The organism is Rhizobium sp. NPDC090275 (assembly GCF_044772225.1).
Classification (GTDB): Bacteria; Pseudomonadota; Alphaproteobacteria; order Rhizobiales; family Rhizobiaceae; genus Rhizobium.
Genome location: NZ_JBIVYL010000016.1, coordinates 88,021 through 109,408, shown reverse-complemented (window position 1 = coordinate 109,408; position 21,388 = coordinate 88,021). Strand labels below are relative to the sequence as shown.

General features: G+C 54.0%; 18 protein-coding genes. 3 read left to right on the top strand and 15 right to left on the bottom strand.

The features are described from left to right. Positions 1–335: 335 nt before the first annotated feature. On the top strand, positions 336–1,097 hold the full coding sequence (locus ACIQUB_RS29290) for a glycosyltransferase family 2 protein (protein WP_402934894.1): 762 nt from the start codon (positions 336–338) through the stop codon (positions 1,095–1,097). Between the two features lie 8 nt (positions 1,098–1,105). Continuing rightward, on the top strand, positions 1,106–2,257 hold the full coding sequence (locus tag ACIQUB_RS29285; protein ID WP_112949713.1) for a glycosyltransferase family 4 protein: 1,152 nt from the start codon (positions 1,106–1,108) through the stop codon (positions 2,255–2,257). On the opposite strand, the gene ACIQUB_RS29280 is transcribed toward ACIQUB_RS29285, so the two are convergent. From ACIQUB_RS29280 to galE, 15 genes are all read right to left on the bottom strand, one after another. After that, entirely contained in the window at positions 2,237–3,109 is an 873-nt protein-coding gene (locus tag ACIQUB_RS29280; protein ID WP_402934890.1) for an alpha-1,2-fucosyltransferase, read from the bottom strand. The two genes, ACIQUB_RS29285 and ACIQUB_RS29280, sit on opposite strands and share 21 nt — an antisense overlap. A 22-nt stretch (positions 3,110–3,131) precedes the next feature. Continuing rightward, positions 3,132–4,430, bottom strand: coding sequence for a glycosyltransferase family 4 protein (locus ACIQUB_RS29275; protein WP_402934887.1), 1,299 nt, complete (start codon positions 4,428–4,430; stop codon positions 3,132–3,134). Beyond that, entirely contained in the window at positions 4,427–5,404 is a 978-nt protein-coding gene (locus ACIQUB_RS29270) for a glycosyltransferase family 2 protein (protein WP_402934884.1), read from the bottom strand. Before ACIQUB_RS29270 ends, ACIQUB_RS29275 begins: the two co-directional genes overlap by 4 nt. Before the next feature lie 286 nt (positions 5,405–5,690). Further along, the gene (locus ACIQUB_RS29265) at positions 5,691–6,470 is read right to left on the bottom strand and encodes a cephalosporin hydroxylase family protein (protein ID WP_402934881.1); all 780 of its coding nucleotides are present in this window, start codon (positions 6,468–6,470) and stop codon (positions 5,691–5,693) included. Beyond that, on the bottom strand, positions 6,467–7,207 hold the full coding sequence (locus ACIQUB_RS29260) for a methionyl-tRNA formyltransferase (RefSeq protein ID WP_402934878.1): 741 nt from the start codon (positions 7,205–7,207) through the stop codon (positions 6,467–6,469). The genes ACIQUB_RS29265 and ACIQUB_RS29260 overlap by 4 nt, the downstream gene beginning before the upstream one ends. After that, the gene (locus ACIQUB_RS29255) at positions 7,207–8,319 is read right to left on the bottom strand and encodes a DegT/DnrJ/EryC1/StrS family aminotransferase (protein WP_112949708.1); all 1,113 of its coding nucleotides are present in this window, start codon (positions 8,317–8,319) and stop codon (positions 7,207–7,209) included. The genes ACIQUB_RS29260 and ACIQUB_RS29255 overlap by 1 nt, the downstream gene beginning before the upstream one ends. Next, entirely contained in the window at positions 8,316–9,539 is a 1,224-nt protein-coding gene (locus tag ACIQUB_RS29250; protein ID WP_402934874.1) for a class I SAM-dependent methyltransferase, read from the bottom strand. Before ACIQUB_RS29250 ends, ACIQUB_RS29255 begins: the two co-directional genes overlap by 4 nt. Beyond that, positions 9,536–10,096, bottom strand: coding sequence for a dTDP-4-dehydrorhamnose 3,5-epimerase (gene rfbC / locus ACIQUB_RS29245; RefSeq protein ID WP_402934871.1), 561 nt, complete (start codon positions 10,094–10,096; stop codon positions 9,536–9,538). Before rfbC ends, ACIQUB_RS29250 begins: the two co-directional genes overlap by 4 nt. Then, entirely contained in the window at positions 10,093–11,169 is a 1,077-nt protein-coding gene (gene rfbG, locus ACIQUB_RS29240; RefSeq protein WP_402934868.1) for a CDP-glucose 4,6-dehydratase, read from the bottom strand. The genes rfbC and rfbG overlap by 4 nt, the downstream gene beginning before the upstream one ends. Continuing rightward, positions 11,151–11,924 carry a glucose-1-phosphate cytidylyltransferase gene (gene rfbF / locus ACIQUB_RS29235; RefSeq protein WP_402934865.1) on the bottom strand — a complete coding sequence of 258 codons (774 nt, stop codon included), beginning with the start codon at positions 11,922–11,924 and terminating at the stop codon, positions 11,151–11,153. Before rfbF ends, rfbG begins: the two co-directional genes overlap by 19 nt. Beyond that, positions 11,921–13,171 (bottom strand): ABC transporter ATP-binding protein, encoded by a 1,251-nt coding sequence (locus ACIQUB_RS29230; RefSeq protein WP_402934862.1) that lies wholly within the window; start codon positions 13,169–13,171, stop codon positions 11,921–11,923. The genes rfbF and ACIQUB_RS29230 overlap by 4 nt, the downstream gene beginning before the upstream one ends. A gap of 8 nt (positions 13,172–13,179) precedes the next feature. Further along, positions 13,180–14,001 (bottom strand): ABC transporter permease, encoded by an 822-nt coding sequence (locus tag ACIQUB_RS29225; RefSeq protein ID WP_112949702.1) that lies wholly within the window; start codon positions 13,999–14,001, stop codon positions 13,180–13,182. Positions 14,002–14,013: 12 nt separating this feature from the next. Next, positions 14,014–15,135, bottom strand: coding sequence for a GDP-mannose 4,6-dehydratase (gene gmd / locus ACIQUB_RS29220; protein WP_402934858.1), 1,122 nt, complete (start codon positions 15,133–15,135; stop codon positions 14,014–14,016). After that, a complete protein-coding gene (locus ACIQUB_RS29215; protein ID WP_402934855.1) occupies positions 15,125–16,105 on the bottom strand; it encodes a GDP-L-fucose synthase family protein in 981 nt (326 codons plus the stop codon). Before ACIQUB_RS29215 ends, gmd begins: the two co-directional genes overlap by 11 nt. Before the next feature lie 80 nt (positions 16,106–16,185). Further along, positions 16,186–17,235, bottom strand: coding sequence for a UDP-glucose 4-epimerase GalE (galE, locus tag ACIQUB_RS29210; RefSeq protein ID WP_402934852.1), 1,050 nt, complete (start codon positions 17,233–17,235; stop codon positions 16,186–16,188). A gap of 1,336 nt (positions 17,236–18,571) precedes the next feature. Here galE and ACIQUB_RS29205 point away from each other — a divergent pair. After that, positions 18,572–21,103, top strand: coding sequence for a lipopolysaccharide biosynthesis protein (locus ACIQUB_RS29205; protein WP_402934849.1), 2,532 nt, complete (start codon positions 18,572–18,574; stop codon positions 21,101–21,103). Positions 21,104–21,388 lie beyond the last annotated feature (285 nt).

Sequence of the window (21,388 nt, the reverse complement as noted above, 5' to 3'; positions counted from 1 at the left end):
AAAATGAGCGATGATCCAATCATCAGCTTGCCAGCCGTGGCACGTTGATCCTCCCGGCCTTGCCGGAGAGCACGGTGGCCTCGTCGGCACTTACACCATCTCGTGGGACACGATCCGGTCGAAAGTCGGGCAGTTCACCTGCACGACATGCCTGAGCGGCGTCGGTGATCGACCAGTCAGTGACGTAACATTGAAAAATATGATGACCGCCGTTGAATGCTTGTGCCTATCAGCATAAATGCCTCAATTAAACAAACAGAAATCGCGCACCGGAGCTTTTCCCACTGAGTATCTCCCAGATAGTCGACGCCGCCTCTCCTACGCTGTCGGTGATCATGTGCGTCAATCGAGCTCATCCGTGGCTGACGGAAGCTATCGAAAGTGTGCTTCATCAAGACGACTCCAATTTTCAGTTTCTAATCGCGGCGAATGCTTGCTCGGATGAATTGTGGCAACAACTCAGAGAGCATGCAGGGAAGGATCCAAGAGTCCAGTTGTTCAGAAGCGAAATCGGTCAATTATCATTCAACCTCAATATACTGGTCGACAACGCGAGCGGCGAATATATTGTGAGAATGGATTCTGACGACGTGTCTGAGAAACATCGAATACGAGTGCTGAGGCACGCCATCGCTGTGAGCCAACCAGATATAATCGGTTCTTTTGTTTCGATCATCGATGAGTATGGCTCTACGGTGGGAAAGATGGAATTGCCGATTAACGGCACCGAAATTGTGAAAGCCCTCCCAAGGAGAACAGTTTTCTGCCATCCGTCCGTTGCGATCCGAAGACAGTTTCTTATCGACATGCGCGGCTATCTCGGAGGTTTTGCGTCTGAGGATACGGACCTGTGGCTTCGTGCGAAGAGAGCCGGAGCCAAAATGCAGAACCTTTCCGAACCCCTGCTTCGGTATCGGGTACATAGCACACAGTCCATCGGATCGAGAGCAGGATATCCGGAAGTCTCTGGGCTTTGGCTTCGCGAATTCTTCTTGTCTCCAAGCGCCTTCACAGCCCAGGGCTTAGCTATTTCGCTTTTCAAGGCAATATTTGCCTCCTGGCTTCCAGGAGCGCGCCGATACAGAAACCGGAAGTGATGTAAAAAATGACTGGCTGTGCGCCTAAACTACTATTTTTCGTTAGTGTGGACTGGTTCTTTTGCTCGCATTTTCTGCAGCGTGCCGTTGCCGCAAAAGAAGCGGGGTATGATGTTACACTCATCAGCAAGTTCGAGCGCCACAGGGACATCGTTGAAGCGGCCGGCATCCGGACTATTCCAATTCAGATTGAAAGGCGCAGCCTCAATCCGTTCGCGGCATTGAGAGCAGTGGTGGCGGTCGCGAAAATTTATCGACGTGAGCGCCCGGATATCGCCCACCACGTAGCGATAAAGCCAATTCTTATTGGCGGATTGGCATCGGTATTCGCCCGACCTGGCTCGATTGTGAATGCCATTGTCGGAATGGGTTATATTTTCACCGGCAACAGTCTCGTTTCGCGCCTAGTCAGGCCGCTCGTACGGCTCGGTTTCCGCTTCTTTCTCAATCCGGCTGACAGCAGGGTCGTTTTTGAGAATAACGACGATCTCACGGATTTCGTCGCGGCGCGGGCCGTGCGAAAGAAAGATGCCATTCTTATTCGTGGCGCGGGTGTCGAGCCCAACCAATACTGGCTGGCCGACGACCGGCGTTTGCCCCCAGTAACAATCTTCGTGGCGCGGCTCCTGTGGGACAAGGGTGTCGGTGAACTGATTGACGCTATCCGGTTATTGAAGCAACGCGGTGTGGCCGGACGCTTCGTTTTCGTGGGGGATGCCGACCCAGGTAATCCCGCATGCATTGACGCCAAGACGCTTGAGGAATGGAAAGGCGAGGGCTTAGCTGAGTTTCTTGGCTATCGCAGCGATATCCCTACTCTTCTTTCTCAAAGCCATATTGCCTGTCTGCCATCCCATCGAGAAGGCCTGCCAAAATCACTTCTGGAGGCGATGGCAGCGGGCCTACCCTGCGTGACGACGGACACGCCCGGTTGCAGGGAAGCCGTCCGAGACGGAGACAACGGCGTGCTGGTTCCCGTTCGTTCACCATTCCATCTTGCGAATGCTCTTGAACGACTGATCCTAGATGAAGGACTGCGTGCCAAGATGGGGACGCGTGGAAGGGAGCGGATCGAGCGCGAGTTTTCGACAGCGATCGTGGTCGATGAAACGCTGAAGCTGTACTCGGAAGTCTGCCATTTACATTCTGATCCACGATGACGGCACCAGATCCGAGGTATCGATATCCCTCTTCTGGAACCACTGTGCAGGCGCCACCACCTTCTTGTTTCCATGTGATCCGAGCCATGCCCCCCACCAGCTCAGCGAGCTGTTTGCGATAACGTAGCGTTGACACGCTGCCATGAGGCGGAGGTCTTCGTGAGCTTGGTGCGTTGCGTGGATGTCTACGAACGTCACCGGAATCTTGGGTGCGAAATTTTCGCGTGCCCAGACGGGATCATCTGAAAAGACGAAACAATGCGGCCGCGTCAAGCCCTCAGCGACGCGCCCCAAGCCCGACTCGTAATAGTCCAGCGAGCAGGTACCGTGATGCGCATTGGCAGCTTTGTTGGTCACATAGTCGCCGCGCCGGATATGCAAGCAGATAGCGTCAGTGTGAGAGATCTGGTTCAATACCTCAGTCGTCTGCGGCAGGGGCGAATTGCGAAGTTTGAAATCCGCGGCGATCTGCTCGCGGTAGTCGGAGAAATACTTCTCGCTTTGAAAATAGCCGTCGAGAAAGACGGGCGCACGCGCCTGCTCGATATCTGCATCATAACGGAATGAAGCCTCTTTAAAAACAGGTAAGCCGTTCTGCCTACGCGCTATCGGAAGCCGCCTCACGATTCTACTCATCAGATCATATTTCGGAGCTTCCTGCTTTCCACTCCGCATGGTCGTTGCGCTAATAGCAAATGGCTCCAGTGCATAATGACGATCCGGATCGGTTCCAAACCAAGACAGCTCCAGCTTCACATCAGAACCTGTTCTCAGTGCGACAGCTCTGGCTGCAGCATACTGAAACATTTGGTTACCCAAACCGCCGATAAGTGGAACCACGACCGAACTCATCAAAAACTCCGTAAAACAAGAACTACTTCTGGGTCCGGCCCCGAATTAAGCTAAGAAACAAAATCTCGTATTCCCTCGTGAGATTAGCCCAGTTGAACCTCGCCATACTTGCCGCTTTTCCATTCGCGCCAAGGCGCGAAAGAAGTGCAGGATCCTCGAGCAGCTTTTCAATCGCACGTGCCAAAACTTTTGGCTCGGCGCGCGTGTAGCCTTCCGAATCTCGCGGCGCATCGCACATCACTCCGCCACCCGTCCAAGCAACGATTTCCGCTGTGTTGCCCACCGGAACCGTCAGATAAGGCAGTCCAGCAGCACAAGCTTCGTACAGCACCAGTGGCGAATATTCGATGTTTGACGCAAACACGAACAGGTTGGACTGCAGATAAGCTTGTACCAACTCAGGTCGAGGAAGGTCCACACGCAGCACCCGTTTTCTCCCGTAGCGCCCATCATTGACACTTGCCACCCACATCTCGATCGAGTTCTGGTTGCCGCCTCTCCATCCAAACGCGATCAAAAGCATCTTCACGGAGTGCCGGAACGCATACGCCAGGCCATAGGTATGGAGCAACTCCGCGAAACGTCGGTAGTAGGACGGCCGATGGCCACCGCTATGTGGCTGATTGCCGTTTATAATCAACAGCGCCTCTCGTCCCCTGAAATCCGCTAGCGCAAATGCCCGTGTGAGTTCCAGATGGCCTTTTAGACCGGTAGCGCTACCTACGGTCAGCAAAATCTGCGTGTCTTGGTCAGCCCCGATTGAGGAGCGAAACTCTGGATCGGGATTAACCGCAAACTCTTCGGCAGCAGCACCGTTCGGAATGACAATCGAATTGGTCAGCCCGTGGTCGCGAGCGAAGTCGATGTCCCGGTACGACTCCGCATGATAGACGACAGTATCTAGCTGCTTTAGAATGGTGGGAAGTCGCTGAAAGTAGTCGGCATACGCGCTGTTATAAAGGCCTGAGTAACCGCAAGGGACAAAAACTTTCTTCGCTCGCGTCTCCGTAAGTGCCTCCCATGCTGCATCGAACGTCCACTGCTGGGCAGCGTAGAAAAAAACTACGTCTACATCGCTTTTACGAATAAACGCGCGATAGACGTCCACCTCACCACTCAGGCCACGTACCTGATTGCCGCTGACCTTAAACCCGACGACCTTAACGCCGTTGATTATATCACCCGACCTTTCCGGCAACCAAGAAGTGGCAACGGTAACGTCGTGGCCGCTTTCAGCCATTCGTTCAGCAACTTGACGCACCACTTCCTGCGCGCCACCAATGCTTGGATAATAGAATTCCACGCAAAAGAGTATCTTCATTTGAAAAGACGCCTACGGATTGCTCGGGCCAAAGGAAATAGTCGACGCGGTATCCAGCGCCTTGAAAATCGGAACTCAAACAGACGTCTGATTGACTGCAGTGTCGCGACAAACTCGGTGTCTTGCCGACCATCAGAAACGCGCGCTGCCGCCAGCTTCAGAATCCTAATAGCACGACGATAACTCATCCGAGAGGTTGACGCCTCAACTCCATGGTAAATCTCAGCCAACCTTCGACAATCTTGCACAGAGTAGGTCGGTGAAACAATGGCGGAGATATTTTCTGTTGAGAACATCAACACCTTCTCCAAAAACGGGTTTTCGACTATTCGCGAAAGACTACCAGGCACCTCTCGGTAAATTGTCAAGACATCTTCGAGGTTGGCTACCTCATGGACACGAGCAACACGAGACCAGAGTTCATAGTCTTCCGGCGGGAGACGAGATTGATCGGTGCAATACCCGCCTATGGCCATGATCTCATCACGTCTGAACATAATGGACGCATGCACGAAAGGATTGTCAAAGAGAAGCCTCAACCTCAAAGCTTTGTTTGACGTAGGATGGCGATGATGGCGCTCTGAAGGCTGATCGCCTACGTAGATCTGGGCTGCTGTACCCAGGAGTGCGACCTCGGGATGCGCATCCAGAAACCGCGCTTGCGTCTCGAGCCGAGTTGGCATCATGAGATCGTCGTGATCAAGCCTAGCAATGTAACGTCCCCTTGCCAGAGAGAGACCTCGGTTCAACGTCGCCGGCAGGCCCATGTTACTATGGTGATAGGCCCTTATGCGTTTGTCAGAGAACGCATTGAGTAACTCCCATGTGTCGTCGGTCGATCCATCATCTAATACGATCAACTCAAAATCATCGATTGACTGTCGCAGTACAGACTGGATTGCGTCATTGAGCAATACCGCAGCGTTGTAGGCCGGCAAAATGACGCTAACTCGTGGCTCGTGTGAGTTCACCATCAGATTGTGCGATCAAACTGGTTTGTAATTACAACGCGCTCGACACGCCTAAGTACTCCATTTTTGTCGCGTGAGAAAAGCGACCATAAAGTCGGAGACGCGAGCAAGTTGCCCCGCAAATCCTTATCGTTTGTCTTCACATTCATCTCTTCGCCTACAATTTTTTTGAGATACAAGACGCCAAACTGATTCCTAGCAAATTTCGGCGGTCCTTCTCGATCTGTTCAGGCATTATACCGATATCGATAAGGTTAGCTCAGACTCCTCACGCATAGGCTTGGCGGTCTTATTTCCGGCGGTACAAATAGCCGTCCGGCGCTACAGTCAGCATTAGCTTGTTCTGGATTGATTTGTCGATTTCGAATTCAGAATGTGCTTTTAGGAATTCGTGAACGGCGGTCTTAGGGTTGTTGCCGGGTCCCCAAGGCCGATCAGGGAACATCGATTTGGGGAGATCTTCAACGACTGTGTCAAACACAACACAATAGCTACCCACACTCGTCAGCGACGCATATGCGTTCAGCTCTGCTAAGACATGGTCATGGGTGTGGTTGCTGTCCAAGCAGACAAGCACGCGATTATAATCTTTCGCTACGTCATAAACCTGTCTGACCACATCGTCAGCGACGCTAGACCCCTGGATCATTGTAATTCGCGAAGCCATCGGATGTGCTTCAATAGCTGCACGGTTGTGTTCCCTTATATCGATGTCGACACCGATAACTCGCCGTGATGAATTTCGGGGGTCCAACGAGCCGCCGCTCTCAATTGCATCCGCCAGATCGAGCAACGCGAGCATCGAAGCGCTTAGAATTAGCGATCCACCGTGCGCGATGCCGGTCTCGACAATAAGGTCAGGCTTAATGTCCCAAATCAATTCTTGCATCGCAACTATGTCCTGCGGATACTGAATGATTGGGCGCCCCATCCACTCGAAGTGGTACGAATACCGTAAGCCATTAGCGGTCTCTAGGAAGGCACGCGACTGTGACTGAGCGTGTTCGTCTTGGCCCATGGCCTCGATTTCGTCACTGCATTGTTGCTTGAATTCATCATGCGGGTTCATAGCTTTGCTTTCCTGATCTCGATAGAAATTTCGTAACGCTGCCCATCCACCTCGAACCAACAACCGGGATGTGGGTGAAACGTCCGGGCACGCAGCAAGTTTAGCAACTCATCAGCCCGATATTGCTGATCCAGCACTATTTTGCTCGCAACTTCGAGTTCCGCTGCGCGATGGAAGGTGGCTAACTCATCTCGCTGAGGAACTTCCAAGAAGCTCCCGCTATGAATTGTCGGCCACGTGCGCTCAAACAATTCTACCATCGCTGACTGAGCCTTTTGATACAGCGTTTTTCCAGTATCGGTCCAATCGTATGCAATGGGTTGTTGAGCTATAATATCCCCAGTATCTATCCCACCATCTACTTTATGCAGCGTCACTCCAAATGGAGTGTTCTCCACTAATGCCCAAAAATTGTAGTTCTTTCCACGGTTGAACGGGAGCAAGCTAGGATGGGTGTTTATAAAGCCGGATTTGGCGATATCAAGTAGCGGTTTTCTGATGATTTTCGGCCACCAAGCCAGCACGCCGAGATCAAATTCGGCCGGTAAGTCAGATAGGATCTGTTTTTCGCTCGTGAAATGGATGATACGCAATCCAGCCACAACCGCAAGGCGAGATATCGCGTCATCCGACATAACCACAACAGCCACGACATCGTCACGGTAGCGATTGATCAGAAACTCAGCAATCGCCAAGCCTACGTTCCCGTGTGCAAACAAAGCCACTTGCATGATCATCAAGCCTCGTCGAGTAAGCCGTATACGACGTTTACGACGCGCATCAGATCCTCCTCGGCAATATCGTGATACGAAGGGAGATTAATTGCGCGTTGCGGAATATCCCACGAATTAAGGTTACTTGGGACGGGCTCGAAGAATGACAGCGAACTCAACGGCCAAAAGAAGACACGAGCATCTACATTCTCTTCCTTGAAAGCCTGCACCAGGCGTTCGCGCGTGACGCCAGTCGACGGCGAGAATACAAGAGTCGGCATCCAGGCGCCGATTGTTGTTCCATCGTGCTCGGCGTTAATGGCGATACCAGGCAACGAAGCAAGATTGTCATGGTAGAACTGAAAAATTGTGCGCTTGCGTGCTATGAGAGGCTCAATTCGCTCCATCTGCCCCACGCCAAGCGCCGCTTGGATATTCGACATCTTAAATTTGTAACCCAGCTCATCAGGCCAGAATTGCCGTGCCTGGTTACGCGCCCGACCGTGATTACTGAGTGTCAAGGCACGTTCGAAGAGGCTGGCGTTATTCGTAACAAATATCCCCCCTTCGCCGGTAGTAATGGTCTTTGTCCCATGAAACGAAAATGCGCCGAACGAACCGAGCGAACCTGCGCGACTTCCCCGATATACCGAGCCAATTGCCTCTGCCGCGTCTTCGATTACCGGTATCTGATACTTGCTTCCAATGGCTAGCAGTTCGTCCATCGCACAGAGATTTCCGTAGAGATGCACGGCGAGAATTCCCTTTGTGCGTGGAGTAATAGCGCGCTCTACGGCAGCCGGATCCAAGCACCAAGTATCGGGCAAGATGTCCACGAAAACTGGCTTAGCGCCCAAGTGTACAATGGGCGCCGCCGACGCGATCCAATTGGTATCGGCCAAAATTACTTCATCTCCGGAACTGATCCCCACGGCAGCCATACCTATCTGCATAGCACCGGTACAGCTAGAGGTAGCTATCGCGAATTCGACCCCAAGATGAGCTGCAAAAGCCTTCTCGAAACGGTTTATGTAGTCATAGCACTGATCACCCCAACCGTTCGCGGCCGCATCAGTCGCGTACTTGACTTCTAGGTCGGTTATAGAAGGACGTGTGTAATGGATTCGCGTCTTCATAAAACCTCCAATTTTGGAACCAAGGTCACCATCTTAGTGCCCAAATCAACAAGATCGGCATTTTGCGCGCGGACTTCGTTCGCGATATTCCAAGGAAATACAACTACGAAGTCAGGACGATTTTTTCTTAGTGCATCAGGCGTAACAATAGGCAGATGGCTACCGGGCATGAACTTGCCTTGTTTGGATGGCGCGGCATCGGCGACGAACGGTAGCAGGTCTGGCTTGACCCCTGCAAAATTCATCAGGGTGTTACCTTTGGCAGCAGCTCCGTAAGCACCGACCCGCTTGCCGGCCTTCTTCTGTTCGATAAGAAAGTCCAGGAAGCCGAGTTTCACCTGTTCGGCTTTGCCTTGGAAATCCTTATACACTCTCAATGACAGAAGGCCGGCGTCGATTTCCGTTTCAAGAAGGTCGGAAACAGCCGGCGTCACTGGGCGACTGTCTTCCTCATGGCTACCGAAAACTCGCAGGCTCCCACCATGCGTCGGCAACTCCTGTACATCCCACACCTTCAAACCAGCGGCCTTGAAAATGCGATTCACGGCGGTCAGCGACAGATAGGAGAAGTGCTCGTGATAAATCGTGTCGAACTGAACCTGCTGAATGAGGCGAAGCAGATGCGGGAACTCAAGCGTAATGGTTCCACCGGCTTTCAACGCGGTTTTCAAGCCTCGCGTAAAATCATTGATATCGGGAACGTGCGCATAAACATTGTTCCCCGCAATCAGATCCGCCTGCTTGCCTTCCGCGCGCAGCCTTCCAGCAAGCGCATCGCCGAAGAACTCGCGTATAATCGGAACACCTAACGCCTCGGCGGCAGCCGCAGTGCTGGCCGTCGGCTCGACTCCCAGGCACGGAATTTTCCATTCAAGGAAATTCTTGAGGAGATAGCCGTCATTGGACGCAACTTCGATTACCAGGCTACGTTCATCGAGGTTCAATTTCGAACGCATTTCCTCGCAATAACGCCGCGCGTGGGCTAGCCATCCGCTGGAAGTGCTGGAGAAATACGCGTAATCAGCATCAAACAGTTCGCCGGCATCCGTGTAGTCCAATGTCTGCACCAGCCAGCACTCGCTGCACACCATCACCTTGAGCGGATATGTCTTCTCAGGCCTGCTCAACCCCTCAAGCGTGAGATAGCTGTTCGAGGGAGGCGCATGGCCGAGGTCAACAAAACTGTGCTCGAGCGGTGTAGAGCAATGACGGCATTTCATAGGCTAACACCTGTAAACGATGGCGAAAGTGCAGGACGCTGGTTATCACGCTCGGAGATTTCGGCAATGGGCCGCGGCCAGGAAATTCCCAGTTTCGGATCTTGTGGGTGCACGCCCGCCTCTGCGTGCGGCGTGTAAGGCTTAGAATGACAGTATAGAAGCTCCGCGCTGTCCGACAACACCTGGAAGCCGTGTGCAAATCCTTCTGGAATGAGCAGAGCCTTGCAGTTCTCGGCAGAGAGGTGCTCTGCGTGCCACTGTAAAAACGTGGAGGAACCGGTCCTCAGGTCGACTGCGACGTCCCAGACTTCGCCGTGAATGCAGCTAACCAGCTTCATCTCCGCATGCGGCACGGCCTGAAAATGCATGCCCCGCACGGTTCCGCGACGTTCGGTGCGTGTATGGTTGATCTGCGCGATAGGCTTCTCCCAGCCCGCAGCACGCAATTCATCGCTGCAAAACACGCGGCTCAAAAAGCCCCGGCTATCGCCAATCCGAGTGCGCTCGATCAGCACCAAGCCCTCGATTGGGCTATTGGTCAGCGAAAAGCGGGTCACTGGCTTCCCTCCCAAGTATCCATGTCCAACTCGCAGAGTTGGCGCGCCGATTCGCCGGCGGCCTGGCGGCGATACCAGTCAACGGTCCGCGTGATCGCCTGATGAAGATTCCAGCGAGGGCGCACTTTGAGCAGTTCCCGCGCCTTCGCTGTCTCCAGCGATAATCGCCCAGCTTCATGTGGCCCGCTGAGATCACCGTACTTGACTTCGGCGCCAGGCCATGCCGTTCGCGCAATATCTATGACCGTGCGCACGCTAGCGGCCTCTGCGGGATCCGGTCCAAAGTTCCATGCATCCGCGAACTCTGGCTTCGACCACAGGGCTTCGGCGAGAACCAGATACCCTGTCAGAGGCTCTAAAACATGTTGCCAAGGTCGGACAGCTGATGGATTGCGGATTGACAACGAAGCGCCATTTTGCCAAGCGCGGATTGCGTCCGGAACCAATCTATCTTGCGACCAGTCCCCACCACCGATTACGTTGCCGGCCCGCGCTGTGGCGATTGCCACGCCATTCTGCTGCAAAAAGGACTTGCGATAGCTGGCAATGACAATCTCGCTGGCCGCTTTGCTCGCACTATACGGATCATGTCCGCCAAGGGCGTCCGTCTCACGATATGGCCAGTTCCATTCGCTATTCTCGTAGACCTTGTCTGTAGTTACCATCACCGCCACGCGACAATCGGACGTTGACCGCAAGGCGTCCAACAAATGCGCCGTGCCCATTACATTAGTGGCAAACGTATCGACTGGGCGCTGATAGCTTGCCCGCACCAAAGGTTGGGCTGCGAGATGAAGGACGATTTCTGGCTGGGCTTCTTGCACCAAACGCTCAAAACGAGGCCCATCTCGGATATCACATATGTGCGTCGTGCAGCAGGAGCCGACGTCGTCCAATCGATGCAGGCTTGGCAACGTCTCCGGCTCTAGACTGATACCTGTGATGTCGGCACCCAGCCGGTGCAGCATCAGTGCAAGCCAGCTGCCCTTGAAGCCCGTATGGCCGGTGATCAGAACACGTTTGCCGACCCAGAACTCGGGCGACGGCGCGGCACTCATTTCCACACCTTCCATGGTGCAGATCCACCAGCCCAAAGCTCCTCCAAAGCGTTTTTGTCGCGCAGAGTGTCCATTGCCGCCCAGAAGCCGGTGTGATCATATGCCATCAGCTGACCTTCTGCTGCAATCTGCGTAAGAGGACCAAGCTCCCAGCTTGTGCGATCACCCTGAATGTAGTCGAGCACTTTAGGCGACAGGATGAAATAGCCGCCATTGATCATGGCACCATCGCCTCGAGGCTTTTCAACAAAGCCTCTGACTTCGTCGCCCTCGCGCTTGAGCGCACCATAACGCCCAGGCGGAGAGACTGCAGTGACGGTCGCGAGCTTTCCGTGCGCGCGATGAAACGCAATTGCGGCTGTGATGTCGATGTCGGAAACGCCGTCGCCGTAAGTAAAGCAAAAAGCCTCTTCGTCTTTGACATAGTCGCTAACGCGCTTCATACGCCCACCGGTCAGCGTATCCTCGCCCGTGTCGACTAAGGTCACACGCCAAGGCTCCGCCTTTTGCTGGTGAACAATCATCCGGTTATCAGCCATATCGAACGTTACGTCCGACATATGCAAGAAGTAGTTCGCGAAGTATTCCTTGATAACATAGCCTTTATAGCCGCAGCATATCACGAAATCGTTCACACCATGAGCAGCGTAAATTTTAAGGATGTGCCAAAGGATGGGCCGACCACCGATTTCGACCATCGGCTTCGGTTTCAGGTGCGTCTCTTCGGAAAGTCTTGTTCCGAACCCACCCGCTAAGATCACTGCTTTCAATTCGATGCCTCCTTGACCTTCCATTTCAGTCGTGGTCGCACGACGCCAGGCATTACATTTGCATATCCATGGCGACCGACGCTGCCGTCCATCGAGTCACGTACGTTAAAGGTCATTGCACTCGGCTCGAAGAAGTGGATCGTGAGGCCCGGCGCGTAGGAGCTAACGGCCAATCCGACAAAATAGCTGCCCTCATTAAGGAAATCACCCGGAATGTAGCAGCTAGCCTCGTAGTCACCAGGCGTGAGTTCAGTCAAGACATCGGGCGTACTCACAAAGGCATATGTGCCGCCCGGCACGACGAAATGGAAATTAGGCATGAAACGAATGCCTGATCTGCTCTTCACTCGGAAGCCCATCTTAACCCGTATGGGCTTGCGTATATCGGCTTCCAAAATAGGCTGATCACCTTCATCAAGCACCTCGCCATACAAAAGCTGAACATGCTCGTCGGCGACAGTCCTCCCCTGCCTTTCATAGTCGACCCTACCGACAGACTCGGAATCGCCTCCCAGGTACTCGATGATAACTTCCGATGGTCTGCCCTGCTTGCGAATTTGTCCAGCATCCAGCAAGATGCATTGATTGCAAAGGGAGGTCACCGTTTGCATGCTGTGGCTTACGAAGATGACAGTACGCCCCCCTGTGCTGATGTCCTGCATCTTTCCGAGGCATTTCTTTTGGAATTCCGCATCGCCTACCGCCAGCACCTCGTCGACGATCAGAATTTCTGGATCAAGATGAGCCGCGACCGAAAAAGCCAACCGCATGTACATGCCAGAAGAGTAGTGTTTGACTTGCGTCTCGAGAAAGCGCTCCACACCTGCAAAACTGACGATCTCGTCAAATTTCCGACGAACCTCAATACGGCTCATACCAAGGATGACGCCGTTGAGGAAAATATTCTCGCGTCCAGTGAGTTCGGGATGAAAACCCGTTCCCACCTCAAGGAGGCTGGATACCCGACCGCGCAAACGTATTTCGCCCGTGGTCGGCTCAGCTACACGGCTCAACAGCTTAAGCAGCGTGGATTTCCCCGCACCGTTTTTCCCGATGATACCGACCTTATCACCTTCAGCAATCTCAAATCCAAGATCGCGTAGCGCCCAGAACTCTTGCCGAGTTTCAGCCTTTCGAGGAAATTCCTTCATAAAGCTCATGATCTCATCCCGCAGAAGTCGATGTCTACGATTGCCTTTGATCATGTAGCGCTTGCCGAGGCCTTCAACACGTACCGAGTAACTCATGTTCGACCTCAGATTATGTCAACGATGTCACGCTCGACGTGACGGAAATACATTACGCCGGTCACAATAAGCAGGAGCGCGAGTACAGAAGAGTATCCCAGCGTCCACATCTGGAACGGATACTGATCTCCAAAAAGAGCAAAGCGGAAACCATCTACAAGCCCGACCACTGGATTCAAACCATAAACGATCCGCCACCTTTCCGGTATTGCTCCCGAGGAGAACCCAATTGGCGAAAGGTACAGCCCGAAAGTGACCAGAAACGGCATGATGAACGACACGTCTCGATATCTTGCGTTCAATGCGGCAGCCCAAATTCCAAGCCCTACAGTCAGCAGTGCCAAGGCCAAGACCACTAATGGGACAAGCACGATTGTCGACCTGATGCCGATCCCAAACCAGACAAGCATGCCACACAAAAGCAGCACGGTAATCGTCAAATCGACCAAGTTGGCGATAACGCAGCTAGCCGGAACGACCAGGCGAGGAAAGTAAACCTTGCTGATCAGCGTCGAGTTGGCAACAAGGCTGTTCCCACAATCATTGACTGTGTTGGCGAAATATAGCCAAGGCGTTATGCCAGACAATACGAGCAGTGGGTACGGGATCTCCCCAGAGGGCAGGCGTGCGATCTTCCCAAATACAAGCGTAAAAACCATCGTTGTCAGAATGGGACGCAGAATCGCCCACGTGATCCCCAGCACGGCCTGCTTGTACTTGACGACGATATCGCGCCAAGCGAGAAAGACCAGCAGCTCTCTTGCCTTCCAAATGCTCTGCCAAAGGGCTTTCGCACCGTTGGAGTTTGCCGACAGAACGGTTTCTTTCATAGTAATCAATATCTACTCGCGATTGACGGTGAAGGCATATCCGTGGCTCCTAAGCAGCGCTCCTTGCCGGGCCTGCTCCAGGTCATGAGCGACCATTTCCCGGCACATCTCCTGAACTGTAATTTCTGGAACCCAGCCAAGTTTCTCGCGCGCCTTCGTTGGATCTCCGAGCAACGTCTCGACTTCGGTGGGGCGGAAGTAGCGGGGGTCAACTCGGACCACAACATCACCGACCTTCAACGCGGGAGCCTTGTCACCGTCGATATGCTCGACAACCGCATGCTCATCTACACCCTTGCCCTTGAACGCAAGTGTAATACCGAGTTCAGCGGCCGACCACTCAATGAACTGCCTCACGCTGTACTGCACACCGGTACCGATAACGAAGTCATCGGGCTGCTCCTGCTGTAACATCATCCACTGCATGCGCACATAGTCACGCGCGTGGCCCCAATCGCGCAACGCATCCATGTTGCCCATATAAAGACAGCGATCCAAGCCCAGCGCGATATTGGCAATACCGCGGGTAATCTTGCGGGTTACAAAAGTCTCACCTCTTCTAGGGCTTTCGTGATTGAACAGGATGCCATTGCAGGCGTAAATCCCGTACGCTTCGCGATAATTCACGACAATCCAGTAGGCATACAGCTTGGCGACTGCATAAGGCGACCGTGGATAGAACGGTGTCGTTTCCTTCTGCGGTGTTTCCTGAACTAGTCCATAGAGCTCGCTTGTGCTTGCCTGATAGAAACGGGTTTTCTTGTCGAGACCTAGGATCCTGATCGCCTCGAGGAGGCGCAAGGTACCGAGCGCATCGATGTCAGCGGTGTATTCCGGAGTCTCGAAGCTTACCGCGACATGGCTTTGCGCGCCCAAATTATAGATCTCATCAGGCTGGACCTGCTGAACGATGCGAACCAAGTTGCTGGTGTCCGAAAGATCGCCGTAGTGAAGCGTGAACCTTTGATTGTCGGTGTGGGGATCCTGGTAGATATGATCCACTCGATCGGTGTTAAAGCTGCTCGAACGTCGCTTGATACCATGCACCTCATACCCTTTTCCCAAAAGGAATTCTGCGAGGTACGACCCATCTTGTCCCGTGATGCCCGTAATGAGCGCTACTTTATTTTTCATCGCTTGCGCTCCGATCCAAAAAATCATTGTAGGCTATTGCCAATCCCTCTAGCAAAGACACCTTGGCTTCCCAGCCCATGTTGTTTAGCCGTACGCTGTCCATTAATTTGCGGGGAGTTCCATCTAGCTTGGAAGTGTCGAACGCGATCTCGCCGTTGTATCCAGTTACCTTGGCTATCGCTTCAGCCAATTCGCGGATGGTTAGATCTTGTCCATATCCGACATTAATGTGGCTGAGCATAGGCTGGGTGTTCTGGGAATAGGTTTTCTTATCCAGATTCATCACGTGAACGCTCGCCTCTGCCATGTCATCGACATAAAGAAACTCCCGGCGCGGCGTGCCCGTACCCCAAATGAGAACTGACGGCGTTCGGTTTATCTTGGCTTCATGGAAACGACGTATCAGTGCGGGAATGACGTGCGAATTCTCTGGATGATAATTGTCACCAGGCCCGTAGAGGTTCGTGGGCATGACGCTGCGGAAGTCAACGCCATACTCGCTTTCATACTGACGATTATAGCTCTCACAGAGCTTGATCCCTGCAATCTTCGCGATCGCGTAAGGCTCGTTTGTAGGCTCCAGTTCACCCGTCAGAAGCGCACTCTCGCTCATTGGCTGCGGAGCGAGCTTCGGATAAATGCAGCTCGACCCTAGAAACAGAAGTCGCTTCACACCTGACCGGAAAGCCGCATCAATCACGTTGGCCTCCATCATAAGGTTTTCGTAAATGAACTCCGCAGGATAGGTGTTGTTTGCGTAAATACCGCCCACCTTTGCCGCAGCGAGATAAACCTGATCGGGCTTCTCCGTATCAAAAAAACGCCGCACGTCGGCTTGTATCGTAAGATCGAGGTCATGGTGGGTTCGCGTAACGATGTTTGCCTGCCCCATCTGTTGCAGTACGCGCACGATCGCCGACCCCACCATACCACGGTGGCCGGCGACGTAGATCTTGGGCGCTTCAGTCATTGCTTACTCCGGCTACGGACAAGTTTAAGTTGCTATCGGCACTTGAGCGCACCTCACCGCCGCTCGGGCGTCATGATGCATCAAAGCCGCGCTTTATCGCATTCTGGTTGCTTAGGACACTGGGCGATGCCCTTATCAACGGTTTGCTGGAAGTGCCATGTGCTTGAACACATGTTTTCCAAAGTCCTGCTTGCTGTCCAACCAAGCAGGTTGCGGGCCTTTTCAGCATCCGCGTAACACGCCGCAACGTCTCCGGAGCGGCGCGGCATCACCTCGAACGCTATTTTTCGACCACTGACGTTTTCGAAGGATTTGATCATTTCCAGAACGCTGTACGCTTGGCCAGTACCCAAATTGATTGCATGCCAGCCGGCGTTAACAATCAGAAATTGCAGCGCCAACGCGTGACCTTCCGCGAGGTCCATCACATGAATGTAGTCCCGTAGCCCGGTGCCGTCTGACGTGTCATAGTCATCCCCAAAGACACTAAGAACAGCCCTTGCCCCGGATGCAACTTGCGCGATGAACGGAACGAGGTTGTTGGGCTTTCCGGAGGGGTTCTCCCCAAGTAGCGCGGTCTCATGGGCGCCGACCGGATTGAAATACCGCAGGCACGCAACATGCCAACCGGGATCGGAGATTGCGAGGTCGCTCAGCATCTCTTCGATGTGAAGCTTGCTGCGACCATAGGGATTGGTGGCGCTTGTTGGGTGGCTCTCGTCGATCGGCAGATATTGCGGCTGGCCGTATACCGTGGCGCTGCTGCTGAATACTAGCCTCTTAACATCTTCGGCTTTCATTGCCTCTAGTAGGCTTATCGTGCCCTGCACATTATTAGAGTAATACTCAACAGGCTTTTCGACGGATTCTCCGACCGCCTTCAACCCCGCGAGGTGAACAACAGCATCGATCTGATATTCCCGAAGCGCCGTTTTCAGGAGATCCGTGTCTCTAATGTCTCCACGCAGAAATTCGCACGACTTCCCTACGATCTCACCAATACGGTCTGCCACAGTCTCCAAGCTGTTGGACAAGTTGTCATATAAGACAACGTGATGGCTCATTTCGGATAAGACTACGGCTACATGGCTGCCGATGTAACCTGTTCCACCTGTTAAAAGTATGTTCATCGAGAGTCCATTGAGGTGCGAGTGGTGCCCCTAACGTGGGCGATGCTACCCCGCATATACATAAGTGAAGAATAGCGCGCCATAGGAAACATACGACCTCTGCGCAGGAGGCATCCCGCAATGGCGCACAATTTCGATCGGACCTCTGCGTTAGGGCTGCGATAGTCGGCTTCGGCCTCTGCGGTGCTTCCTTGCGGTCACGCTAGGCCAACTTGGATCTTTGATCCAGAATGATTGAGGATACGCATGACCTCAATCATCATCGGATCGACATTCGATCGCACCGTATTGAGCCAACTGCCTATCTCGAAATCGCACCCTCACATGTCCTGGAGCATCGACTGCTTGCCCCCAACTACGCGATTTTAGACCCGTTCGTCGCAATCTTGGGGCACCGCCCCTCGATCACTGCTACCCCCTAAGCTCATGCGCCGCATGCGAGCCAGCAGAACGCATCTGAGGCCAACTCGACCTTAGCCAACCTCGCCGGGCATTCAATCCGAAAACTCAGCTTCCAGAAATCCGTCGCCTGAAACGTCCGCGCCATGCCCGGCGCGACCCGCTGATCCGGCGTCCTCACGACCCCTTCCATCAAAAGCCTGGTATCCTGGAGCTGAAGGTAGACGGTGTTTTGGCGGACTAGCGCGAGAACATGCTGTGCCCACTCGCCATCACCGATCGCTTGCCACGCCAGCTGGCGACAGTTCCTCCTTGACGAACGTGTCCCGTGATGACGCAGAGAGCACTTGGGGAAATTTTGAACCAAGATAACGCTTGCTCTGCCCAACGCACCTCAAGTGTGGACGTGCGCTAGCTTCCCATGCACCGCACGACCGTATAGTCTAGAGGTACGCTGATCTACACGACACCCGTCAGGTATTTGCTTTAGGCGAACAGCTTGCCCCGCCCGATGTTTTTAGCAAGTTCGGAGGAAATCCAACACTTTAGCAGCGAACAGGCTCGCCAAGTGGTTGCGCGAGTCGTGCGTCCTGAGGCGGAGAAGCTGGATGCCGTCTTGGGGTTGAGACCAAAGAGCGAAGGACGGCGGCACTCGCGTACGATTCAACTCTACCGCGCCGGCAGAGAACAGCAGCTATTTACGCAGCCCTATCAAATTGCTTACAACCACACCCAACTTCAATGGTCGAACGCTAGCTGCAGGCAATGCGCCGCGATCCTCGCGTTACCCCCGCTGATCAAGGGAAAGATATTTGAAATCGCCTCTACACCGCTCCGCCCTGTGTGCGCTTGTCGTTGCTACGCCATTCTATCGAGTCGCAGATGAGGCTAAGAACTGTCTTTCAACCTCATTCGCCCCGATTGGAGGGCCAGTCGGTTGAGCCAGCTAAAAAGAATAGTCGAGCCCGTCATTGCGCTCCGCCAGTCGCAAGCTCTCAGGAATACTGCCTTCAACTTCGTCGGCGTGATTTGGCGTGCCGGTTTAAGCATCCTGCTAATCCCGTTTTACGTGCACAGGCTTTCGCCGCAAGAGTGGGGCCTTGTAGCCTTTTGCATAGCGCTACAGGGAATTCTTGCGCTGTGCGAAGTTGGCTTAGGTCAACTTATCCCCCGCGAGATTTCGCGCGCCAAAGCCTCGGGAGGATCGAACCTACCTCGGACGTTCGGGATCTTCTCTGCCGCATATATGGGGGTGGGCGCGCTGGTGGCAGCCCCGGGATTCCTGTTCGCAGGATGGATACAAACCCATTGGCTCCAAGGCACAGCTGCAGCGTCGTCTGGTCACATCGAGGTACGGCTAGCATTCGTCATGTTCTTCTTCCAATTCTGGAATGCCGTTCATTTAGGCTTTTGGAACGGCACCCAAGAACAGAAGACGGTGAACGTCCGGCAGACCCTGTTTGCAACTGCAAAGCATGGGGCGGCAGCATTCTTGGTGCTGTTGTGGTCGCCGACAGCGGCAGCCTACCTTGTTGGCTTTACCACGTTGACCGGTGTGGAGTGGTCCGTGAATCGGTGGTCAATTCGAAAGCAGCTGGCCAACGAGCGCGCACTGGTGAAACTCACAGACGTGCTCGCACTTTTGAAAGAAACCGCAGGTTTTTCGGTCGCAATCTTCGCTGGCATGGCCGTTTCGCAGATTGATAGATTCACGCTCTCGAGTCTGGTGTCCCTCGCGGACTACGGTCGTTATATCGCGGTCGCCAGTCTTGGCCTCGCGTTCTTCCAGGTTCAGGGCCCTGTGCTCAATGCATTTCTTCCGCGCCTGTCAACAGAGCTTCCGCGCGGCGAACGTCGCTCGCTCCGGCAACTTGCGCTGGCAGTCGTCGTATTAAACTTGCTACCAAGCCTTTTGATGGCGGCGCTGGCGCCAACCATTCTTCGCTGGTGGATTCGTGACGCCCAATTGCAATCCGTTGGCGCGTTGCCCCTGCAGCTGATATTCTTGGCCGTTGGCGTCAACTCGTTGTACCAGATCTTCTATCAACAGATGGTGGTGTTCGGCTCGGCTAAAGTGATCGGGACGATCAACGTAGTAAACCTCATCGTTGGATCGGCCTTCATGCTGTACTTCGCGCCCCGCATTGGTGTGGAAGCTGGAGGATGGGTGTGGTTGCTTTGCGCGACATTGCAGTTGGCGGGCGGCATTCTCTGGGCCGCAAAATCGCGGGTAAAGACAGCGAGGAACCCAGACAGAGCTTCCATCCGCGCAGTTTATTGGCGGATCACGTTTTGCTTTGCCGCAGCTGGATTCATCGGTGCGCTATTGATACAGGCGAACTTCTGGCCTGCATTGGCGGCAGGGTTGTCGGTGACTGACGTTGCTGCGCTTGCTCACTCGCTGCACGAGATCGGGACGCTCAAGATACTGTTTTACGACGATCGGGTCGACCTACTCGGCCTATTCGTCCTGTATGCCCCGGGCTACTTGGTCGGCTCTTGGATGTTCGCCGTGGTCAATCTCGCGCTGTTGTTGATCGCTGCCTGGCTATACGAGCATTTAGTGCTGAATGGCAGCGCCGCGAAATCAAACGGCTTTGCACTTGTCGGCATCTGCGCCAATGTTTTCTTGCTGCTGTTGATGCCCGGGCCCAACAAGGAGCTTCCGCTGCTGGTGCTGTCACTTGCAATCTGTTGGACCTTGGTCACTCGCCCGCGACAGTGGATAGTCATGGGTATCGCCATCGCCGCTGGCGCTGCTGCTTTCCGGCTTGGGTATGGCGCGATCCTCGCAGCGATCGTCGTGACCGCCGCCCTAGCTGAAACCTTGAAGCGATCCGAGGCGGAAGTCGTTGTCGTAGTTGGCGGCGCGTGCGCTGTAGTCGTTCCGCTCATCTGGCTTGGGGCCGAGTGGCTGCCACTTTTCCACATCAACATCGAGACCGCGCAAAGAATCAGTGGTCAGGTGCTCGCTGCACCCGACTTGTCGTTTCTGAGTATAAGCCAATCCTTGCTCGCGTGGTTAAAACGCTGCCTCCTTAACACTGCAAGTCTCGCGGTGTACCCCGTCGTCTGGCAGTCAACGGGCGCTCCCTACTGGGTCGGTGTCGGGTATTGGCTGTTTGGGATCCTGAATGTTCTCGCCTTCGGCGCTTGCACCGTTACAGCCCTTGCAAGGCGTTCATTCCCGGATCGCGGGCCGCAGATAATGGCGATGTGTTGGCTCAGCGCATGGCTGATGCTTTCTGTTTCCTTGTACGTTCAGCCGCGGTATCAGATGGTCTTGCTTCCCCTTGGAATCGCGACGTTCGCGGCGCTCCCATCGCGTGTTAGAGTTCGTCTCCTGATGGTCACAGTCTTGTGCGTTTGCGTCCCCATGGCGATCAGGTCCAATCACCTGTTCCCCGTGGTGCAGCCGGACGTATTCAAGGCCAATCCTTACGACTGGGTACCGGAGCGGCCTCAGTGACTCGCCACCGACGCCATTACTGATCGCGTCGTTCGATATGAGCGTCGACGTTCGACAGGGCTGAGATAGCCAGGGTGCCTGTCCGACACTAGACGCGCAAGGCACGTCCGTCGACTTTCGTGTACCGTCCGCCGGGTGGTGGTTCATGTATCACTGTCCACACTGATTTCCATTTCTGGGTCGTAGAGGGATGTGTTCACCAGAACGCAAATAAAGCGAATGGACGGCAAGGCCGTTGGGCCGGCGCGAGCCTGGCAGGACAAAAGCCGGGGCAGGACGCGGTGA

Bases quoted from the DNA above. Each gene is read 5' to 3' on its own strand.
- ACIQUB_RS29290 (WP_402934894.1), top strand. From the start codon at position 336: ATGTGCGTCAATCGAGCTCATCCGTGGCTGACGGAAGCTATCGAAAGT.
- ACIQUB_RS29285 (WP_112949713.1), top strand. From the start codon at position 1,106: ATGACTGGCTGTGCGCCTAAACTACTATTTTTCGTTAGTGTGGACTGG.
- ACIQUB_RS29280 (WP_402934890.1), bottom strand. From the start codon at position 3,109: ATGAGTTCGGTCGTGGTTCCACTTATCGGCGGTTTGGGTAACCAAATG.
- ACIQUB_RS29275 (WP_402934887.1), bottom strand. From the start codon at position 4,430: ATGAAGATACTCTTTTGCGTGGAATTCTATTATCCAAGCATTGGTGGC.
- ACIQUB_RS29270 (WP_402934884.1), bottom strand. From the start codon at position 5,404: ATGGTGAACTCACACGAGCCACGAGTTAGCGTCATTTTGCCGGCCTAC.
- ACIQUB_RS29265 (WP_402934881.1), bottom strand. From the start codon at position 6,470: ATGAACCCGCATGATGAATTCAAGCAACAATGCAGTGACGAAATCGAG.
- ACIQUB_RS29260 (WP_402934878.1), bottom strand. From the start codon at position 7,207: ATGATCATGCAAGTGGCTTTGTTTGCACACGGGAACGTAGGCTTGGCG.
- ACIQUB_RS29255 (WP_112949708.1), bottom strand. From the start codon at position 8,319: ATGAAGACGCGAATCCATTACACACGTCCTTCTATAACCGACCTAGAA.
- ACIQUB_RS29250 (WP_402934874.1), bottom strand. From the start codon at position 9,539: ATGAAATGCCGTCATTGCTCTACACCGCTCGAGCACAGTTTTGTTGAC.
- rfbG (WP_402934868.1), bottom strand. From the start codon at position 11,169: ATGGAAGGTGTGGAAATGAGTGCCGCGCCGTCGCCCGAGTTCTGGGTC.
- ACIQUB_RS29230 (WP_402934862.1), bottom strand. From the start codon at position 13,171: ATGAGTTACTCGGTACGTGTTGAAGGCCTCGGCAAGCGCTACATGATC.
- ACIQUB_RS29225 (WP_112949702.1), bottom strand. From the start codon at position 14,001: ATGAAAGAAACCGTTCTGTCGGCAAACTCCAACGGTGCGAAAGCCCTT.
- gmd (WP_402934858.1), bottom strand. From the start codon at position 15,135: ATGAAAAATAAAGTAGCGCTCATTACGGGCATCACGGGACAAGATGGG.
- ACIQUB_RS29215 (WP_402934855.1), bottom strand. From the start codon at position 16,105: ATGACTGAAGCGCCCAAGATCTACGTCGCCGGCCACCGTGGTATGGTG.
- galE (WP_402934852.1), bottom strand. From the start codon at position 17,235: ATGAACATACTTTTAACAGGTGGAACAGGTTACATCGGCAGCCATGTA.